Consider the following 16737-nt stretch of genomic DNA (forward strand, 5'->3'; position numbering starts at 1 on the left):
CGCCGCGCCGCGTGCCGCATTCACTCGGATGAGCCGCGCCGCCGCGGGCGCGTCACGCGACGCCACACGGCGCGTGCCGCGCACCGCAACACCACCGCCGCCAGCGCAATGGGCACCACCATGTCCAGTTGCGCGAGGAGCAATTCCCGCGTCGCTTCGCCCGGCGCCCAGGTATTGCCGAACACCTGGGGCGAGGGTGGTGCGAGATACAGCGCGAGCAGCGCCGCGATGAAAAACGCCGCGGCACGCAGCGATTCGGATGCGCGCACCCGTGCTAACCGCTCCAACGCCAGCAGCGCCAACAGGCCGCCCGTGCCCGCGAGTGCCGCGTCCGCATAGAAGTCGCTGGCCTCGTACATATACGGCGCGACGGGGACGGCCCAGCCGTAGGCACCGGTCGTCAGCACGGACGTCAGGCAGGCGCCGAACAGCGCCGCCGACGCGGCGAGGATGAGAAGGTCGAGGATGCGGGCGAGCAGCACGGGCATGGGTCGGTCGGCGTAGGGCTGGCGGCGAAGCATGCCACATGCGCTCGATCTTGGCTGTTGCGGGTGCCGAGGGCGGCGGGGCTTGCCCGCAGCCGGTCGCCCGCCGCCGGTCGCCCGCAGCCGGTCGCCCGCAGCCGGTCGCCCGCAGCCGGTCTCGCCCGCCGCCGGTCGCCCGCCGCCAGCCGCTGCCCCCGCGCGCGATGTGCGGGGGGCGCTGCGCTGGCGCGCGCACATCCGTGCGCGCCGCGCCTCTTATTTCACGAACGGTTCCGGACGCGGCGTGTCGTCTTCCGACGGCGGCAGCACCGGATACTGGATAACGGGTTGATCGCCCGTGAGGGTTTTCAGGAACGCCACGATCTGCCCGTTTTCTTCGTCGGTGAACGTGCGCCCCAATTGCAGGCGTCCCATCACGTCGACGGCCTGCGTGAGCGTGGCTGCCTCGCCGTCATGGAAGTACGGGTAGGTCAGGGCTACGTTGCGCAGTGTCGGCACCTTGAAGTTGAAGCGGTCGGCGTCCTGACCCGTCACGCCGGCTCGACCCTCCGCCTTGTTGTCGGTGACATACGGCGAAACCAGGCCCATTTTCTGGAACGAGTTGCCGCCGACCGCGGCACCGTTGTGACAGGCCACGCAACCGCTGTTCTTGAACAGCTGATAGCCGGCGAGCTCGCGCACGGTAAGCGCGTTCTTGTCACCCTTGAGCCACTTGTCGAAGCGGGAGTTCGGCGTGACCAGCGTTTCCTCGAACGCGGCCAACGCGCTGGTCACCTCGTCGATCGTGATGCCATCCTTGCCGAACACGCGCTTGAACTCCGACCGGTAGCCCGGTATGGAGTTGAGCACCTGCACCGCCACCTCATGAGAGGAGGCCATCTCCGCCGGATTCGCGATCGGGCCGCCGGCTTGCTCGCGCAGATCCTTGGCGCGCCCATCCCAGAACTGCGCGATGTTCATGCTCGAGTTGAGCACGGTGGGTGAATTGATGCCGCCCATCTGCCACTGGTGGCCGATCGACGCCTTGAGGTTATCGGAGCCGCCCATGGCCAGGTTGTGGCAGGAATTACAGGAGATCGCGCCGGACCGCGACAGACGGGGATCGAAGAACAGCATTTTGCCCAGCTCGACCTTCTCGGGCTCTTTGATCACGACGGGCTCGATCGGCTGGATGGGCTCCTGCGATGCGCTCATGGCCTGACCCGCCCACAAGGCCAATACGATGCCCACACCCCACGACACACTGTGCTTTCTCATCGACTTCTCCTCTGAATACCTTGACGGCACAGGGTCATTACAGCGAGTGCGGCGCGCCGACCGCTTGCGCCGCATCAAGGCATTCGAGTCCAGGACGCACGCGCGAGCGGATCCTTGACGATGCGCAAAGGGGAGGGCAGATCGCCTCGTACAGGGCCACTATCGGACGAGTGCGTTCCGGCGGCGCGGGCGGTCGGCAGCGTGCCGCGGCGTTCGTCGCCAAGCCGTCTTCATGGCCTCACTACAATCACGGGCGCCTGCACGGCAAAGCGCGAGCCGGATCATCCGGCCGAACCCTGTCAGGCCGCCGTTGAAACGCAAGACCCGACGCCCGTGGCGTTCGCAACACCAAGGAAAAAAATGGGCAATCGCGCCTGGCTGTATCTGCAATCCGACTCGACCGAGGACACGCCGCCCACGGAAGTCGCCAGCGCGAACGGGAACCTGCCCACGCTCTGGCAGGTCCTGCTGGCGAGCGGTGCTGAGGCCGTGCCTGTCGATGCCCAGGACATCATGGACGAGGGCGGCGCGGCCGGTGTCGCCAGCGATGCGCGCGCCGCGTACGATCGCCTGGGCGAGCTGGCCGCGTTTCTGTCGCGGCACGCGGGCCGCGAGGACGCGCCGCTGTGCTTGCAACTCGACGCCGCCGTCCGGTATCTGGCGGGTTTGATCGACGAGCACGACGAGACCGAGGCGCTGCGGTTCAGCGCAAACCTGAACGAGCTCTCATGGCTGCATGGCGATGGCGCCCACGCCTATGCGGCGCATGTAAACCGCACGAGCAATGCGCTCTGGGCTGCCTTGCAGCGGGGGATGGGTGCAGACGACGTGGCCGGCGTGTGCGCGTTGCTGTGCGTCCAGGATGCCGACGACGACGCGGGCTGGGCCTGGACCTTCGGCTTCGGCGGACTCTCGCATCCTTACTTTCACGAGCAGGAGCCGGTGCGTAGCGTCAGCTTCGAGGACTTCGACGCGGAGGACGGGCAGGAAGAGGGCGAGTGGCTGGGCGGCGGGCGCTACACCTTTTGCGTGGACGGGCGCTGGGGGCTGCGCGCGCTCGACGACGACGCCGATGCCGAATCCGAGGACGAATGCTGGCGCATCCTGATGCAACCGGAATGGGACGCCATCTGGTCCGGTGACGCGACGGATAAAGGTGTGCTGTGGATGCGCCGCGAGGGGCTGATCGGGCTGCTGCACGCCGACGACCAGCGCGGGCGCGTGCTCATCGAGCCGCGTTTCGACGCCGTGTGGGATTTCTCGGAAGACATCGCGAGCGTCGAGTCCGGCGGCAAGGTCGGGCTGGTCGCGGCGGATGGCCGGGTGGTGATGGAGCCCGTGTTGGACGAGGCCTGGCGCTGCGCCCAGGGTCTCGTGATCGCGCTCGTCGGCGACCTGATGGGCTATGTCGGCAAGGACGGACAATGGGCCATCACGCCGCGCTTCGAGGACGTGGGGTCGTTCCAGCCCGGCGGACTGGCGCCCGCTTACGAGAACGAGGCGTGGGGGCTCATCGATCGCCAGGGCGCGTGGGTGGTCGCGCCCACCTGGCAAGAGATCTTCTGGGAAGAAGAGCTGCACGCGTATGTGGTGCAACGCGACGCGCTGAACGGCGTGGTCGACGCGGCGGGACGCCTGGTGCTCGACGCCTGCCACGTCGGTGTGTCGGCCCTGGACACCGAGACCGATCTGGCCGAACAATGGGATCGTGGCGTGATGCGGATCAACGTGCTGACCACCGACGAGCGCCGCGGCGTCGTCGATGGCGCGGGCAAGGTGTTGGTACCCCTGGTATACGCCGACGTCGGCGAGGTGACCTGGTTGCCCTCTCGTCTGCCCGGCGTTCCCGAGCCCGCGCCGTCGGGCCAGGCGGCCCGCTACGTGCGCGTGCTCGCCGCCGCCGCAGGCGACGACATGGCCGGGTCCGAGGGCGTCTACGACTGCACGCAGGGCCGCGAAGTGCTGCCCTGCGCGTACGTCCTTACGTTCGGGCTGGCCTGGAACGACGGCTACGGCTGGCTCGTGCTTCAGGCGCCCGACGACGCATGCGCGCACAGCGAGGACGGCCTGCTGGTCGGTCTCGCGCATCCGGACGGCACGTGGCTGCACGCGCCGGTCTATGCCTGGATCGGCGCGCCCGCATCGCTGCAGACGGCCGCGGGGATCTACAACGGCCCGCCCGCGCTGGTGCGGCGTTGGAACGAAGGCCTGCCGGTCGCCGCCGTGCGCGGCGACACGGGCGAGCAGGTGCTGCTGCATCCGGACGGCCGGGAGACGGCTGCCTGAAGACGTGTGGCCCAACGTCTGGCGCCAGGCCTGGCGCCTATTCGAGCACCTGCCCTGGCGCGTGCAGCCTCCGTGGCCCGCGTCGGGCCGGGCCCGTGGCGCGACCAGAGTAAAATCCGCTCCCCATGCGCTTCTCCGATCTCGACCAACGCCTCACCGCCCTCGGCGCCCGGCCCGTTCATCGCGGCCGGGTCGTGCGCGTCTGGCTGAACGGTCAGGCGCTCGACACGGGCACCCGGCGCAGACATTCCGATGATTTCCTCCCGCTCTCGCTGCGTGAGGGCCTGCCCGGCGTGACCGCCGAACTCGACGGCCTGGCCCGCATCCGCTCCGAACACGCCGGCGACGACGGCTCGCGCCTGCTGGTGGAGCTGGCCGACGGCCAGATGGTGGAAAGCGTGCTGCTGCCGCGCGACGGCCTCTGTGTGTCGACCCAGGTCGGCTGTGCGGTCGGCTGTCGTTTCTGCATGACCGGCAAGAGCGGCCTGCTGCGTCAGGTGTCGAGCATGGAGATCCTGGCGCAGGTGGTGCTCGCGCGCCGCCAGCGCGCCGTGAAGAAGGTCGTCTTCATGGGCATGGGCGAGCCCGCGCACAACCTGGAAAACGTGCTCGAGGCCATCGATCTGCTCGGCACCGAGGGCGGCATCGGCCACAAGAACCTCGTGTTCTCCACCGTGGGCGATCACCGCGTGTTCGATGCCCTGCCGCAGCAGCGCATCAAGCCCGCGCTCGCGCTCTCGCTGCACACGACCAAGGCCGAGCTGCGCGAACACCTGCTCCCGCGCGCACCCCGGATCCCGCCCGACGAGCTCATCGCGCTCGGCGAGAAGTACGCGCGCGACACCGGCTACCCGATCCAGTATCAGTGGACGCTGCTCAAGGGCATCAACGACGGCAACGACGAGCTCGACGCCGTCCTGCGCCTGCTCAAGGGCAAGTACGGCGTGCTCAACGTCATCCCGTTCAACAGCCTCGAGGGCGACGACTACCAGCGCCCCGATCCCGAACGCATCCGCGAAATCGTGCGATACCTGCACCAGGGCGGCGTGTTGGCCAAGGTGCGAAACAGCGCGGGCCAGGACGTGGATGCCGGCTGTGGTCAGCTGCGCGCGCGCGCGGTCGGGGCGGAGCAGGTAGTCGCGGTGCGCCGTCAGCGCACCGTGCGCGTGAACGCGGCGTAAGCCGGCTTTCTACCGTATCGATGGCGCATGCCGGCCGGCACGCGACGGCTGATCGGCGCGCATCAACAGGGCGACGTTAGGTTATAAAATGACGACCGGAATTGATCCGGGGGCCTGTGCCGCCATGTCCAAAGTCAACCACACCGATACCGTCAGGGAAACGCTGATCGCCAAACTCACGTATGGCGAGTACATGCCTGGCCACACGTTCAAGCTGCGCGAGCTGCTCGAAGACCCGGCGTTCCAGGGCATGAGCCAAACCCCGATCCGCGAGGCGCTGCTGCAGCTGGTGGCCAAGGATATCCTGATCGGTCAACGCGGCTTCAGCGTGCGCGTCCCGATTCCGTCCGTCGAGCACCTGACCGAAGTACGTGCGATCCGCACCAAGCTGGAAGTGATGGCGGCGCTGCAGACGCTCGACGCCTGGACGCCCCGGCAGATCGCGCAGCTCGAGAGCCTGCACGTGGCGCTGGTAAAGGCCAAGGCGCGCGGCGATGCGCGGAGCCAGCTCAAGCAGAATGCCCTGTTCCATATGGCCTTGTGCCGTGTGGAAGAGAAGTCGTACCTCAAGACCATGATCCAGACGCTCTGGGCCATCACGGGGCCGAGCGTGGGGTTTCTCTACGAGAAGGGCTCGCCGGCCATCTTCAGCGGCACGCATCCGCACGAGGATATGCTCGAGGCCCTGCGAACCCGCGACGCGGCGCTGCTCGAGAGCGCGCTGATCCGGGACCTGTCCGGATCGGGCACGAAGATCATCGAGGTACTGCACCAGAAGCTCAGCCCCGAGGCGCTGACGGTGCAGCCTTTCAAGAAGATGGAGCTGGTGCGTGCGCGCCAGCGCGCCGGGCGTCAGTTGCAGCAACTGGGCTAGCCCGGCCTGACGCCGGCGGCAGGGTTCAGAGGTTGGTGGGAATGTTGGCGGCCTTGATCGCCTGGCCCATGAACTCGCGGCCGTCGACCAGCATCTTGTGATACTCGGCGCCATCGACGGCCACGGGCTCCATGCCGCCCAGCACAAAGACCTTCGTGGTTTCCGGCGACTTCAGCGCCTGGATGGCGACGCGCTCGAGCTTGTCGCGCACGGCCGGATCCACGCCTTTGGGAAAGGCCAGGCCCAGCCACGAGTCCACCTCGACGTCATAGCCCTGTTCCTTCATCGTCGGGATATCGGGCAGCTCGGTCCAGCGCATCGGGCTCGCGCTCGCCAGCATACGCATCTTGCCTGCATTGACGTGCGGCATGATGTCGGAGGGGTTCTGCACGATGACATCGACCTGGCGGCTCAGCAGCGCGGACACCGTTTCGGCACCCGACTTGTAGCTGACCTGTTCGAAAGTGCCGCCCGTTTTACGACCTAGCTCGTACATCGCGATGTTGTTCGGCGCCGACGGAGCGCCGAAGAAGACGCCTTTGCCTTTCTTGCTGGCCTCGACCAGATCGTCCAGGGTCTTGTACGGCGAATCGGCGAGCACCGCCACGCCATACTTGAATCGCCCGACCCCCGCCACGAAGTCGAAGCTGTCGGCCGTGTAGTCGACCTTCATCAGATGCGGCGTGATGGAAATGGTCGAGTACGTCACGATGCCGAACGTGTAGCCATCGGGCTTTTGCCGCGCCAGCTGCGATACGCCCAGCGTGCCCTGTGCGCCGGCGCGATTCTGGATCACGACCGGCTTGTCCAGGATGGCCTCCATGCCCCGGGCCAGCCCGCGGGCGGCGACGTCGGTGTTGCCGCCCGCGCCGTAGTTCACGTACATGTTCAGCTCACGGGCGGGGTAGTTGGCGGCTTGCTGGGCGCCGGCCGCGAACGATGCCAGCGTGGCGCCGATCGCGGTCGCCAACGCCACGATGATTCTTTTTGTCGTCATGATTGTCTCCTTGGTGGGTGGTGGCGTCAGGACATGAAGACGCCACCGTTGATGTCCAGGCATGCGCCGGTCGTGAAGGCCGCGGCCTCGGCGCACAGCATGGCAACCGCGTAGGCAACCTCTTCAGGTTGTCCGATGCGGCCGACAGGGATGGCGCTGGCGAGGCGCGCGTTGAGCTCCGCGCCGCCCTGCATCGCCATGTCGGTCTGCACGCGGCCGGGTGCGATCGCGTTGCAGGTGATGCCGTAGGGCGCCATCTCGAGCGCGACAGCACGGGTCCAGGCAAGCAGCGCCGCCTTGCTCATCATGTAGGTCGGACCCGAGACCGCGCTTTTGCTGCGTCCGGCCAGCGAGGCGATGTTGACGATGCGGCCCCAGCGACGCTCCCGCATGCGAGGCAGAACGTGTTGCGCGAGCAACATGGGCGCCAGTGCATTGACACGCATGGTGTCGTCGAACTCGGCGGCCGTCGCCGTCAGCACGCCGTTGGAGAGGCCGCGCGCGTTCTTCAGGCTGACGCCGGCGTTGTTCACCAGGATGTCGATATCGCCGAGATCGCTGGCCAGCTTGTTTACGAAGGGGCCGAACGTATCGGGTTGCGTCATGTCGAGCGACATCACATGAGCCCGGCTCGACAGGGCCTCGGGGATGTCGCCATGCACGCGGCCGGAGCGGCCGGTCAGCACGACGGTATGACCCTGGCGCAGCAGTTCGATGCCGCTGGCCAGCCCGATGCCGCGGGTGCCGCCGGTGATGAGCGCCAGCTTGCCTGAGGAATGCATGTTGCGTGTCTCCGCGGTGAAGTAGGGTGCGGCGGCAGGCTTGCCGCCGCTGGCTGCCGTGACGCCGGTTCAGTTCAGCATCGGGATGTTCATTTCCTTGATGAACACGCCCATGTTCACGTAACCGTCGCGCAGCTTCTGCGCGAAGGCCGGGCCGTCGACCTGATTGACGTACATGTGCTGGGTTTTCATGAACTCCACGTATTGCGGATTGGCCAGGATCTTCAGCGTGGCGGCCTGCAGCTTTCTGCCGACGTCCGCCGGAATTCCTTTGGGCGCTGCGAGGCCCAGGCTGCTGTAGACCTGCACGTCATAGCCCTGTTCGCGCGCCGTAGGCACGCTCTCCTGGCCTGCGATGCGCTGTTCTGTCATGGAGGCGATCAGGCGCAACTGGCCGGACTGCACCAGCGGCAGAAGGTCTTGCGGGTTTTGCAGCGCGGACTCCACATGGCCGCCCGCGGCCGCCGTCGCGGCCTCGAGGCCGGACTTGTAGTTCACCTCCTCGAAGGTGCCGCCGGTGGTCCTTTTCAGCGTGGCATACGGGATGTTGTTCGGCGCACCCGTCACGCCATAGGTGATGCCCTTCGGCTTCTTGCTGGCGGCGATGTAGTCGTCCATGTTCTTGATGGGCGAGGAGCTGGGCACCACCAGCCCATAGGAAAACGTGCCGATCTCGCCGAAGTAGGTGAAGTCGTCCACCGTAAAGGGAGGCTTGGACATGCGCTGCGCGGTATAGGTCAGGGCGTTGTAGCCGGCTACACCGAGCGAGTAGCCATCGGGTTTGGCCTTGGCCAGGTGGCTCATTTGCAGCGTGCCCTGCGCGCCGGGGCGGTTGACCACCACAATGGGCTGACCCAGCTCTTTTTCGAGAAAGGTCGCGAACTTGCGTGCCATGACGTCGGTGGCGCCGCCCGCGCCATACGGCACGCTGAGTTCGATGGAGCGGATGGGATACGCGGTTTGCGCCTGCGCCGACACGCTGAAGCCGCCAAGGATGGCGATCGCTGCGATCGGGCCGATGGCTTTGTGTTTCATGTTTGTCTCCTTTTTTATGGTGCTGCGGGTGGTACCGCCCTGTGCTACTGCATGAACAAACCTCCATTGACGTCGAGTACGGCGCCGGAGATGAAATCACCCGACGGCGCGCAGAAGAAGGCAATGGCTTTGGCGACCTCTTCGGGTGTGCCCATGCGGCGCAGCGGTGTGCTGCTGTTCAGGCGTGCCGTGACTTCCGCGCCCGCGGAGGCCGTCATGGGCGAGGCGATGCGGCCCGGCGTCACCGCGTTGCACGTGATGCCATAGGGGCCGAGCTCTTCGGCGGCGTAGCGCGTCAGGCCGAGCACGGCGGTCTTGGTGCAGACGTACGCCACGCCAGGCACGGTTGAGCGGGTGCGCGCGGCCTGCGAAGACAGATTGACGATCCTGCCCCATTCCTGGCCCATCATGTCCGGGGCGGTCTTCTGGATCAGCGTGAGCAGCGACGTGAGGTTGATGTCCACCACGCTTTTCCACTCCTGCGCCGAGACGTCCAGGATTCCGCGGCCCTTGCCATCCGGTGTTTTCGGCGAGATGCCGGCATTGTTGATGAGGACGGAAATCCCGCCCCATCTGTCGCGCACCTCGGCCAGCGCCGCGTCGATCCGGCTCGCGTCGGTGACATCCACGGTCTGAGTCATGACGCGCTCTTTGTCGTTCTCGAGCTCCGCCGGAAATTGTCCGGCGACATCCCACATCACCACCCTGAAGCCGCTGGCATGCAGCTCCCTGGCCGTCGCCGCGCCGATCCCGCCGGCGGCGCCGGTGACCAGCGCGACCTTGAACTTGTCGTGGCCCATCATTGCTCCTGGAAATAGCGATTGCGCATCGCGCGAGGGCGAGGCAGCCGGGCGCGCGTCGACGCCATCCGGCTGCCCGCCTCATCAGCTCATGAAGAATCCGCCGTTGATGTCGATGACCGCGCCGTTGGTAAAGCCGGCATGCTCGCTGCAGAGGTAGGCGATGCCGGCTGCGATCTCGACGGGCTGGCCAATGCGGCGCACAGGAATCTGCTCCGCATAGCCCTCGTTGACGCCGGGCGCGGCGTTCTCGGTCATCGCCGACAGAACACGGCCGGGGGCCACCGCATTGCAGGTGATGCCGTGCGGGCCCATCTCGGCGGCGGTCGCGCGAGTCAGGCCCAGGACGGCCGACTTGCTCATCATGTACAGCGGGCCAGACACGATGGATTTGCTTCGGCCGGCCAACGAGGCGACGTTCACAATGCGACCCCAGCGCTTGTGCATCATGCCGGGCAGGACCCGCTGGGTCATTTGCATCAGCGCCAGGGTATTGATGCGCATCATGTCGAAAAACTGCGCCTCGGTGGCATCGAGCAGGCTTTGCGGCTGTCCGTTGGCGCCTCGGATCGAGATGCCGGCGTTGTTGACCAGGATGTCGATGGCGCCATGGCGGGCCAGCACGTCCGAGGTCACCTTTTGCTGCTCGTCCGGATGTTGCAGGTCGAGCGTCACGGCACGGGCGCGTTCGCGTAGCGACGCGTCGATCCTGTCGAGATCCGTGGCGTTGCGGTCGGTGAAGTACACCGTGTGCCCCGCCTCGAGCAGCGCCACGCCGGTGGCGAATCCGATGCCACTGGCGGCGCCAGTGACCAGTGCGACTTTATTCATATGGGGTCTCTGATGGCGGTTGGCGGGTCAGACCTGGGCATCGGGCGTGTAGAACGTGATGGGCGGGTAGGCCTGATCCGTGCACATCACTTCGATCAGCGTGCCTGTGTCATGCCGCGCCGCGGTCGCGATAGCGTCGCGAAGCTGCGCGGGGTCGGTGATCCGCACGCCGTTCAGCCCCGCCGCGCGAGCGATGGCCGCGTGATCCACCGAGGCGAAGTGCACCGCCGACGTGTGCGAGCCGTACTTGAGGCATTCGGCGTGCTTCTGATACCCGAGGATGCCGTTGTTGATCAGGATGGTGACCACCTTGATGCCCATCCGCGCGGCGGTTTCCATTTCCGACCACACGTGGCCGAAGCCGCCGTCGCCGACGAGGCAGTACGTGGTGCCGGCTTCGTTCGCCACGCGCGCACCCATGGCCATCGGCATGCCCCAGCCCAGCCCCGCGAGGCCGCGCGGCGTGAGGAAACGCTGGCCGCACTTGCGCACCTTGAGGTAGTTGGTGACCCACAGCGTGGAGTAGCTGGCATCCGCCACCACCGTGTCGTCGGCGCCCAGCAGCGCGTCGAGCTCGGCCATGATGCGTTCCGGCCGAATCGGCACGTCGTTGCTCTGCAGCAGGGGCGCCACTTCACTTTGGTGCCGGTCGCGGCCGCGCGCGATGGCGGTGACGACATCCTTGCGCGCGGCCGTACGCTCGCGCAGATCGGCTTTGGTGGCCAATTGCAGCATGGCCTGCAGCGTCGCCTTCGCGTCGCCAACCAGCCGCACCTGGGCTTCGTAGTTGCGCCCGATCTCCTGGGGGTCGATGTCCAGGTGGATATAGGTTGCGTTCTTCGGATACAACGCCCAGCTGTCGGTGCCGTTCTGGTTGGTGCGATTGCCCACCAGCAGCACGACATCGGCGTCGCTGATGAAGGGCTTGAGGTAGCGGCCCGAGCCGTTCGGGCCGAGGCAGTTGGCGATCACGCCGAGCGCCAGTTCATGGCTGTCGGGTATGGCACCTTTGCCCATGTTGGTGGTGGCCAAGGGCACGCTCATCGCCTCGGCGAAATCCGTAAGCTCCTGCGCCGCCTGGGACACATGCACGCCGCCGCCGCTCACGATCACTGGCCGCTTGGCCGAGGCGAGCAGCGCGATCGCCTTCTCCATGGCCTGCGGGTTGGCGCAAGGGCGATCAAGCGGAAAGCGGCCGAGCGAGAGGGTGCGGGCGAAAGGGGCCGGGACGGCCTGCTCCTGCAGCAGATCCGCGGGCAGCAGCAGTGCGACGGGCCCCGGACGCCCCGACGTGGCTGCCACGAAGGCTTGGTCGATGTAGTCCTCGACGCGGGTGGCCAGATCGATCCGGCGCACCCATTTGCAGACCGATCCCAGCATCGCGATGTGATCGAGATCCTGGAACGCGTTTTTGTCGTGCTGGTCCCGGTTCACGTCTTGCACCAGGGCGATCACCGGAATCGAGACCTTCTGTGCCTCGGCCAGCGGAGCCACCAGAAGCGCGGCAGCCGGGCCATTCTGGGCGGTGACGATGGCGGGGGTGTTGCTCATGCGGGCATAGCCATCGGCCATATAGCCCCCCGCGTTTTCCGTGCGGTAAGACACCTGTTTGATGCCGATCTGCTCGGCCGCGAGCACGAACATGCTGGGCAGGCTCTGGCCGAAGAAGTGCGTCACGCCATGCTTCTTCAGCGCCGCGGCGAGCAGGTGCGCCACGGTGTCCTGCTTGGTGAATCCCGTCTTCGTCAATGGGCTGGTCATGCGTCGTCTCCGCTTTTTGGGTCGAGGTATCGAACGCAGTTTAGGTGAATTATTTTATAAATTAATTCTGGTTAGCCCTAGGTTGGCAATGGGAGCCAGGGGAGGTGGGCAGCGATCCATGCGAAGCGGGCACGTGCTCGCCGAGGCTGGCGCAACGACGAAGGCATCGAGTGCGTGGCCGACGCCAGCCGCGCTGGTTATCCATGACATGGCATGGATATTGCTTTTTTCCCGAGTGATTTTTCGTAGTTCACTCAGGAGTTTCGAATGCCCAGGATGCAGACTGTTCTAGGCGGCGCTGCCGTTGCCGCCGCCGCTTTTTCATCGCACGCCGCACCCTTCAAGATCGAAGAGGCGACGATAGAGGGCGTCCATCGAGCCTTCAGCGCGAAGACGTTGACGTGCGAGAAGCTTGTCCAGGGCTACCTGGCACGCATCGAGGCATACAACCTGCAAGGGCCCGCGCTGCGCGCCATCATCAGCGTCAACGCCAAGGCGCTCGACGAGGCGCGGCAGATGGATCGTCAGTTCGCGGCGAATCCCAAAGCCGTCGGCAGCCTGCACTGCGTGCCCATCGTCCTGAAAGACAACTTCGACACCGCGGACATGCCCACCTCCAGCGGGAATGTGGCGATGAAAGACTCGCGGCCCCAACGTGATGCATTTACGGTGGCGAAGATGCGCCAAGCTGGTGCGCTGATCCTGGCCAAGTCGAATCTGCAAGAGTTCGCGCGTGGCGGCGTATCCGTGAGCAGCCTGGGTGGTCAGGTGCTGAACCCTTATGACCTCGGCCGCAATCCGGGGGGCTCGAGTGGCGGCACGGGCGCGGCGTTGGCAGCAAACATGGCGCTGGTCGGCACGGGCAGCGATACGGGGCAGTCGATCCGTTCGCCGGCCTCGGCCAACAGCCTAGTCGGAGTTAGGCCCACGCGGGGTTTGGTCAGCCGCGGCGGCGTCATGCCCAACAGCTACACCCAGGATGAGATCGGACCGATCGCACGCACCGTCGGCGACGCCGCGCGGCTGCTAGACGTGATGGTGGGGTTCGACGCGAATGACCCGATCACGGCGCTGGGCGTGGACCAGCATCCGCGCTCGTATGTCGAGGCCCTCGATACGAAGGCGCTCAAGGGCGCGAGGATCGGACTGCTGACCACGCTGATGGGCAAGGAAGAGCGCCACGCCGACGTCAACAAGGCGATCAAGTCGGCCGCCGCGGCGATGCAGAAGCAGGGCGCGACCGTTGTCGAATTCGACATGAAGGATCTTCGCGCGTTGACGAGCGAGGTCGCGACCGATTCGTTCGAAGCCAAGGCCGCTTTCGACAGCTACTTCGCCACCTTGCCCGCGAACGCGCCGATCACGTCGTTCGCCCAGCTGATCGAAACCAAAAGCGCTTCCCCCGCAATCCAGGCGACGCTGGAGAAGGAGTTCGCAATCGAGGCGGGCATGCAGAGCGACGCGTACAAGACGCGCATGCTGAATCGCGAGAAGCTCAAGATTGCGCTGCTGGCGAAGATGGCCGAGCTGGACCTGGATGCGATCATGTATCCGATGCAGAGCATCCTGGTCACGGAGGCCGGTCGTCAGGATCAACCCGAGCGCAACGGCGTGCTGTCCAACGGCACAGGTATGCCGGCGGTCACGTTCCAGGCCGGCTTCTCGTCGCCGACCGATCGCGCACCGCTCGGCGTGCCGATCGGCGGCGAGCTGCTCGGGCGGGACTTTTCGGAAGGCAAGCTGCTCGGGTACGCCTACGCCCTCGAGCAGGCGACATCGGTGCGCAAACCGCCGCAAAGCACGCCGCCGCTGAAGTAGGTTGATGGTGTCTGACTACTTTTTTTAAGGTGTCAGACTGCATTTTTGCGGGCGCTCGACTGAGCGCCCGCTCTACCATCACACCCCGATCACACCCGCTTCACCACGCATATTCCATCGTGGCGTACAGGGTCCTGCCCTGGCCGTACTGGCATCCCATCATGCTGTAGCAAGACGCCACGTACTTCTTGTCGAACAGGTTCGACGCATTCAGCGAGAGCGCCAGTCCGCGTCCCGGCGTGAATTCGTAGCGCACCATGGCGTCCATGACCGTGTACGACGACACCTTGAAAGAGTTCTCGCGGTCGCCGTAGCTGTCGCCGACATATCGCACGCCGCCACCGACGCGCAGTCCGGCCAACGGTCCCGAGGCCGGCAGGCGGTAATCGACCCACACCGACGCCATGTGCTCGGGCACGCGGATCGGCCGGTTGCCCTGAATCTCAGGCTCGGTGGAGCGCTTCACCTTGACGTCGTTCCACGTGTAGCTCGCCAGCAGATCCACGTTGCGCGTCAGGCCGACCTTGGCCTCCAGCTCCACGCCGCGCGAGCGTGTCTCGCCTTCCTGAATGTTGAACCCCGGATTCGCCGGATCGGGCGTGCTGACGTTGCGTTTGGTCAGGTCGAACAGCGCCAGCGTGTACATCGCGTTGGACTGCGGCGGCTCGTACTTCACACCGATCTCGTACTGCCGGCCCATCTCCGGTTTGAAGACGCGGTTATCGAACGTGCGGCCCGTGGCCGGCAGGAACGATTCGGAGTAGCTGATGTAAGGGGCCAGGCCGCTATCGCTCAGATAGACCAGCCCCGCGCGCCCGGTGAACTTCTCGTCGTTCTGCACCGGTGCCGAGGCCCAGGTGGCGGAGTTTTCGTTGCGCACCCAGTCATAACGGCCGCCCAGCAACAGCACCCATTTCTTGTCGAACTTCAGCTGGTCCTGCAGGTAGAGGCCGGTCTGCTGCACCGTCTGGCGGTAGTCGCTGCCCGGAAACATCATCATGTCGGTATTGCCGTAAACCGGGCGGAACAGGTCCAGCGGCGCCGCCATGCCCAATTGCTGCCATTGCGAATACTGGATGCGGCTGTAGTCCAGGCCGGTCAGCAGCGTGTGATCGATGGGGCCCGTGCTGAACTTCGATTGCAGCTGGTTGTCCATGGCCAGCACGTCGCCACTGCCGCGCCGCGAGTCCGCGAAACGGTTGGCCACCCGCTGGTCCGCATCCGCCCAACCGAGCAGGAACAACTCATCGCTGCTGTGGCGCACATGCGAGTAGCGCAGGTTCTGCCGTACGGTGAAGGTGTCGTTGAACTTGTGCTCGAACAGATAGCCGATCGAGGTCTTCTCGTTGACCGAACGGTCGAAGTCCGGCTCGCCGATATAGCGATGCCGCGGGATGGTGCCATTCGGGTTGCTCAGCACCGTGCCCTGGGCGGGCAGGGCATTGGCGAAGTTGCCGGTCTGTTTCTGGTACTCGGTCAGCACCGTGAACTCGGTCGCCGCGCTGGGCCGCCAGGTGAACGTGGGCGCAACGAACGTGCGCTCGTTGTGGATCTTGTCGACCTGCACGTCATTGCTGCGCACCAGCCCGGTCAGACGGTACGACCAGACCCCTTCGGCGTCGAGCGGCGCGCCGATGTCGAACGCCGCATGCGAATAGCCGTTGCTGCCGCCTTGCACCTGCACTTGATACAAGGGCGTGCGCGGCGCACGCTTGGTCACGAGGTTGATCTGTCCGCCGGGATCCGACGCACCGTAGAGCACCGAGCTGGCGCCCCGCAGCACTTCGATTCGTTCCAGTCCATACGGCTCCGGCGCGTCCCATCCCAGATAGTCGCTCGGAAAACCGCGTAATCCGTCGCGCAACAATCGGCCGGTGCCCTGTTGGAAGCCCCGGATGATGAGTTGGTCGGCGATGATCTGGCCGCCGGCCACTTCGCTGGTCACGCCCGGCGTGTACCGCAAGGCTTGCGTGACAGTCTTGGGTTGCTGGGCTTCGATCTGCTCGGCCGTGATCACCGACACCGACGCCGGCACCTCGATCAACGGCGTGTCGGTTTTGGTCGCCGTCGCGCTGCGATAGGCGATATAGCCATCCGCCGGGCCATAGGCCGTCGATGCGCCGCCTTCGACCAGCACCGGCGCCAGCTGCGTGGTGCTGTCCGAGCCCCGGGGCAGTGGCCGGATCGTCACCACGTTGCCGGAGATGTCATGGGTGAAGCCGCTGCCGGCGAGCATCTCGTTCAGCGCGCGCGAGGCGGACATCTGCCCCTGCACCCCGCTGGCGCGGGCTGCGCGAATCAGCGCGCCGTCGACCGTCACCTGATAGCCCGACTGCGCACCGAAGATCACCAGGGCGTCGGCGAGCGGTTGCGCCGGGATGTTGAACGAGACCCCCTGCGCGGCGCGCGGCTGCGCTATTGCCTGGGCGGGCACGCCGATGGTCAGCCCGGCGATGGCGATGGTGCTCGTTGCGACGCCATACGCCAGGCGCATCCCCACTTTTTTCTTCATTCTCATTGACTCCGATTGTGCGAAATCCCGCGGCTCGGATCAGGTGTTCCGAGCGGGGTCTATCCACACAACGAAGCAGCTCACGGTTTTTTCGGTATTTCCCTACGATGCGTAGGGG

General features: G+C 65.9%; 13 protein-coding genes. 4 read left to right on the plus strand and 9 right to left on the minus strand.

What is annotated here, in order from left to right; translation table 11 throughout:
* Positions 1 to 20 precede the first annotated feature (20 nt).
* Together CAL25_RS06370 and CAL25_RS06375 are read right to left on the minus strand one after the other, a co-directional pair.
* The gene (locus CAL25_RS06370; protein ID WP_094799456.1) at positions 21 to 488 is read right to left on the minus strand and encodes a hypothetical protein; all 468 of its coding nucleotides are present in this window, start codon (positions 486 to 488) and stop codon (positions 21 to 23) included.
* 252 nt (positions 489 to 740) lie between these two features.
* Positions 741 to 1742, minus strand: coding sequence for a cytochrome-c peroxidase (locus tag CAL25_RS06375; RefSeq protein ID WP_094799114.1), 1002 nt, complete (start codon positions 1740 to 1742; stop codon positions 741 to 743).
* 360 nt (positions 1743 to 2102) lie between these two features.
* Between CAL25_RS06375 and CAL25_RS06380 the strand changes: the two genes are divergently transcribed.
* From CAL25_RS06380 to CAL25_RS06390, 3 genes are all read left to right on the plus strand, one after another.
* Positions 2103 to 4028, plus strand: coding sequence for a WG repeat-containing protein (locus CAL25_RS06380; RefSeq protein WP_141217896.1), 1926 nt, complete (start codon positions 2103 to 2105; stop codon positions 4026 to 4028).
* Positions 4029 to 4153: 125 nt separating this feature from the next.
* Complete coding sequence (locus tag CAL25_RS06385; RefSeq protein ID WP_094799116.1) at positions 4154 to 5209, plus strand: RNA methyltransferase; 1056 nt, start codon at positions 4154 to 4156, stop codon at positions 5207 to 5209.
* 124 nt (positions 5210 to 5333) lie between these two features.
* Positions 5334 to 6083: a GntR family transcriptional regulator gene (locus tag CAL25_RS06390; protein ID WP_170948405.1), complete on the plus strand. Its 750-nt coding sequence runs from the start codon at positions 5334 to 5336 to the stop codon at positions 6081 to 6083.
* 25 nt (positions 6084 to 6108) lie between these two features.
* Here the strand turns inward: CAL25_RS06390 and CAL25_RS06395 are convergent, their stop codons facing one another.
* The 6 genes from CAL25_RS06395 to CAL25_RS06420 form a co-directional block, all read right to left on the minus strand.
* Positions 6109 to 7080: a Bug family tripartite tricarboxylate transporter substrate binding protein gene (locus tag CAL25_RS06395; protein ID WP_094799118.1), complete on the minus strand. Its 972-nt coding sequence runs from the start codon at positions 7078 to 7080 to the stop codon at positions 6109 to 6111.
* 26 nt (positions 7081 to 7106) lie between these two features.
* Positions 7107 to 7862 carry an SDR family oxidoreductase gene (locus CAL25_RS06400; protein WP_094799119.1) on the minus strand — a complete coding sequence of 252 codons (756 nt, stop codon included), beginning with the start codon at positions 7860 to 7862 and terminating at the stop codon, positions 7107 to 7109.
* Positions 7863 to 7931: 69 nt separating this feature from the next.
* The gene (locus CAL25_RS06405; RefSeq protein ID WP_094799120.1) at positions 7932 to 8897 is read right to left on the minus strand and encodes a tripartite tricarboxylate transporter substrate binding protein; all 966 of its coding nucleotides are present in this window, start codon (positions 8895 to 8897) and stop codon (positions 7932 to 7934) included.
* A 44-nt stretch (positions 8898 to 8941) separates the two neighbouring features.
* On the minus strand, positions 8942 to 9697 hold the full coding sequence (locus CAL25_RS06410) for an SDR family NAD(P)-dependent oxidoreductase (protein ID WP_249278970.1): 756 nt from the start codon (positions 9695 to 9697) through the stop codon (positions 8942 to 8944).
* 84 nt (positions 9698 to 9781) lie between these two features.
* A complete protein-coding gene (locus CAL25_RS06415; protein ID WP_170948406.1) occupies positions 9782 to 10528 on the minus strand; it encodes an SDR family oxidoreductase in 747 nt (248 codons plus the stop codon).
* A gap of 27 nt (positions 10529 to 10555) precedes the next feature.
* Positions 10556 to 12289, minus strand: a complete 1734-nt coding sequence (locus CAL25_RS06420; RefSeq protein ID WP_094799122.1) for an acetolactate synthase catalytic subunit — start codon at positions 12287 to 12289, stop codon at positions 10556 to 10558.
* A 276-nt stretch (positions 12290 to 12565) separates the two neighbouring features.
* Between CAL25_RS06420 and CAL25_RS06425 the strand changes: the two genes are divergently transcribed.
* A complete protein-coding gene (locus tag CAL25_RS06425; RefSeq protein WP_170948407.1) occupies positions 12566 to 14107 on the plus strand; it encodes an amidase in 1542 nt (513 codons plus the stop codon).
* Positions 14108 to 14207: 100 nt separating this feature from the next.
* Here the strand turns inward: CAL25_RS06425 and CAL25_RS06430 are convergent, their stop codons facing one another.
* Positions 14208 to 16619 carry a TonB-dependent siderophore receptor gene (locus tag CAL25_RS06430; RefSeq protein ID WP_249278971.1) on the minus strand — a complete coding sequence of 804 codons (2412 nt, stop codon included), beginning with the start codon at positions 16617 to 16619 and terminating at the stop codon, positions 14208 to 14210.
* Positions 16620 to 16737 lie beyond the last annotated feature (118 nt).

The sequence above is a fragment of the Bordetella genomosp. 5 genome, from assembly GCF_002261315.1.
Taxonomy (GTDB): domain Bacteria; phylum Pseudomonadota; class Gammaproteobacteria; order Burkholderiales; family Burkholderiaceae_B; genus Bordetella.

Bases quoted from the DNA above. Each gene is read 5' to 3' on its own strand.
- CAL25_RS06370 (WP_094799456.1), bottom strand. From the start codon at position 488: ATGCCCGTGCTGCTCGCCCGCATCCTCGACCTTCTCATCCTCGCCGCG.
- CAL25_RS06375 (WP_094799114.1), bottom strand. From the start codon at position 1,742: ATGAGAAAGCACAGTGTGTCGTGGGGTGTGGGCATCGTATTGGCCTTG.
- CAL25_RS06380 (WP_141217896.1), top strand. From the start codon at position 2,103: ATGGGCAATCGCGCCTGGCTGTATCTGCAATCCGACTCGACCGAGGAC.
- CAL25_RS06385 (WP_094799116.1), top strand. From the start codon at position 4,154: ATGCGCTTCTCCGATCTCGACCAACGCCTCACCGCCCTCGGCGCCCGG.
- CAL25_RS06390 (WP_170948405.1), top strand. From the start codon at position 5,334: ATGTCCAAAGTCAACCACACCGATACCGTCAGGGAAACGCTGATCGCC.
- CAL25_RS06395 (WP_094799118.1), bottom strand. From the start codon at position 7,080: ATGACGACAAAAAGAATCATCGTGGCGTTGGCGACCGCGATCGGCGCC.
- CAL25_RS06400 (WP_094799119.1), bottom strand. From the start codon at position 7,862: ATGCATTCCTCAGGCAAGCTGGCGCTCATCACCGGCGGCACCCGCGGC.
- CAL25_RS06405 (WP_094799120.1), bottom strand. From the start codon at position 8,897: ATGAAACACAAAGCCATCGGCCCGATCGCAGCGATCGCCATCCTTGGC.
- CAL25_RS06410 (WP_249278970.1), bottom strand. From the start codon at position 9,697: ATGGGCCACGACAAGTTCAAGGTCGCGCTGGTCACCGGCGCCGCCGGC.
- CAL25_RS06415 (WP_170948406.1), bottom strand. From the start codon at position 10,528: ATGAATAAAGTCGCACTGGTCACTGGCGCCGCCAGTGGCATCGGATTC.
- CAL25_RS06420 (WP_094799122.1), bottom strand. From the start codon at position 12,289: ATGACCAGCCCATTGACGAAGACGGGATTCACCAAGCAGGACACCGTG.
- CAL25_RS06425 (WP_170948407.1), top strand. From the start codon at position 12,566: ATGCAGACTGTTCTAGGCGGCGCTGCCGTTGCCGCCGCCGCTTTTTCA.
- CAL25_RS06430 (WP_249278971.1), bottom strand. From the start codon at position 16,619: ATGAAGAAAAAAGTGGGGATGCGCCTGGCGTATGGCGTCGCAACGAGC.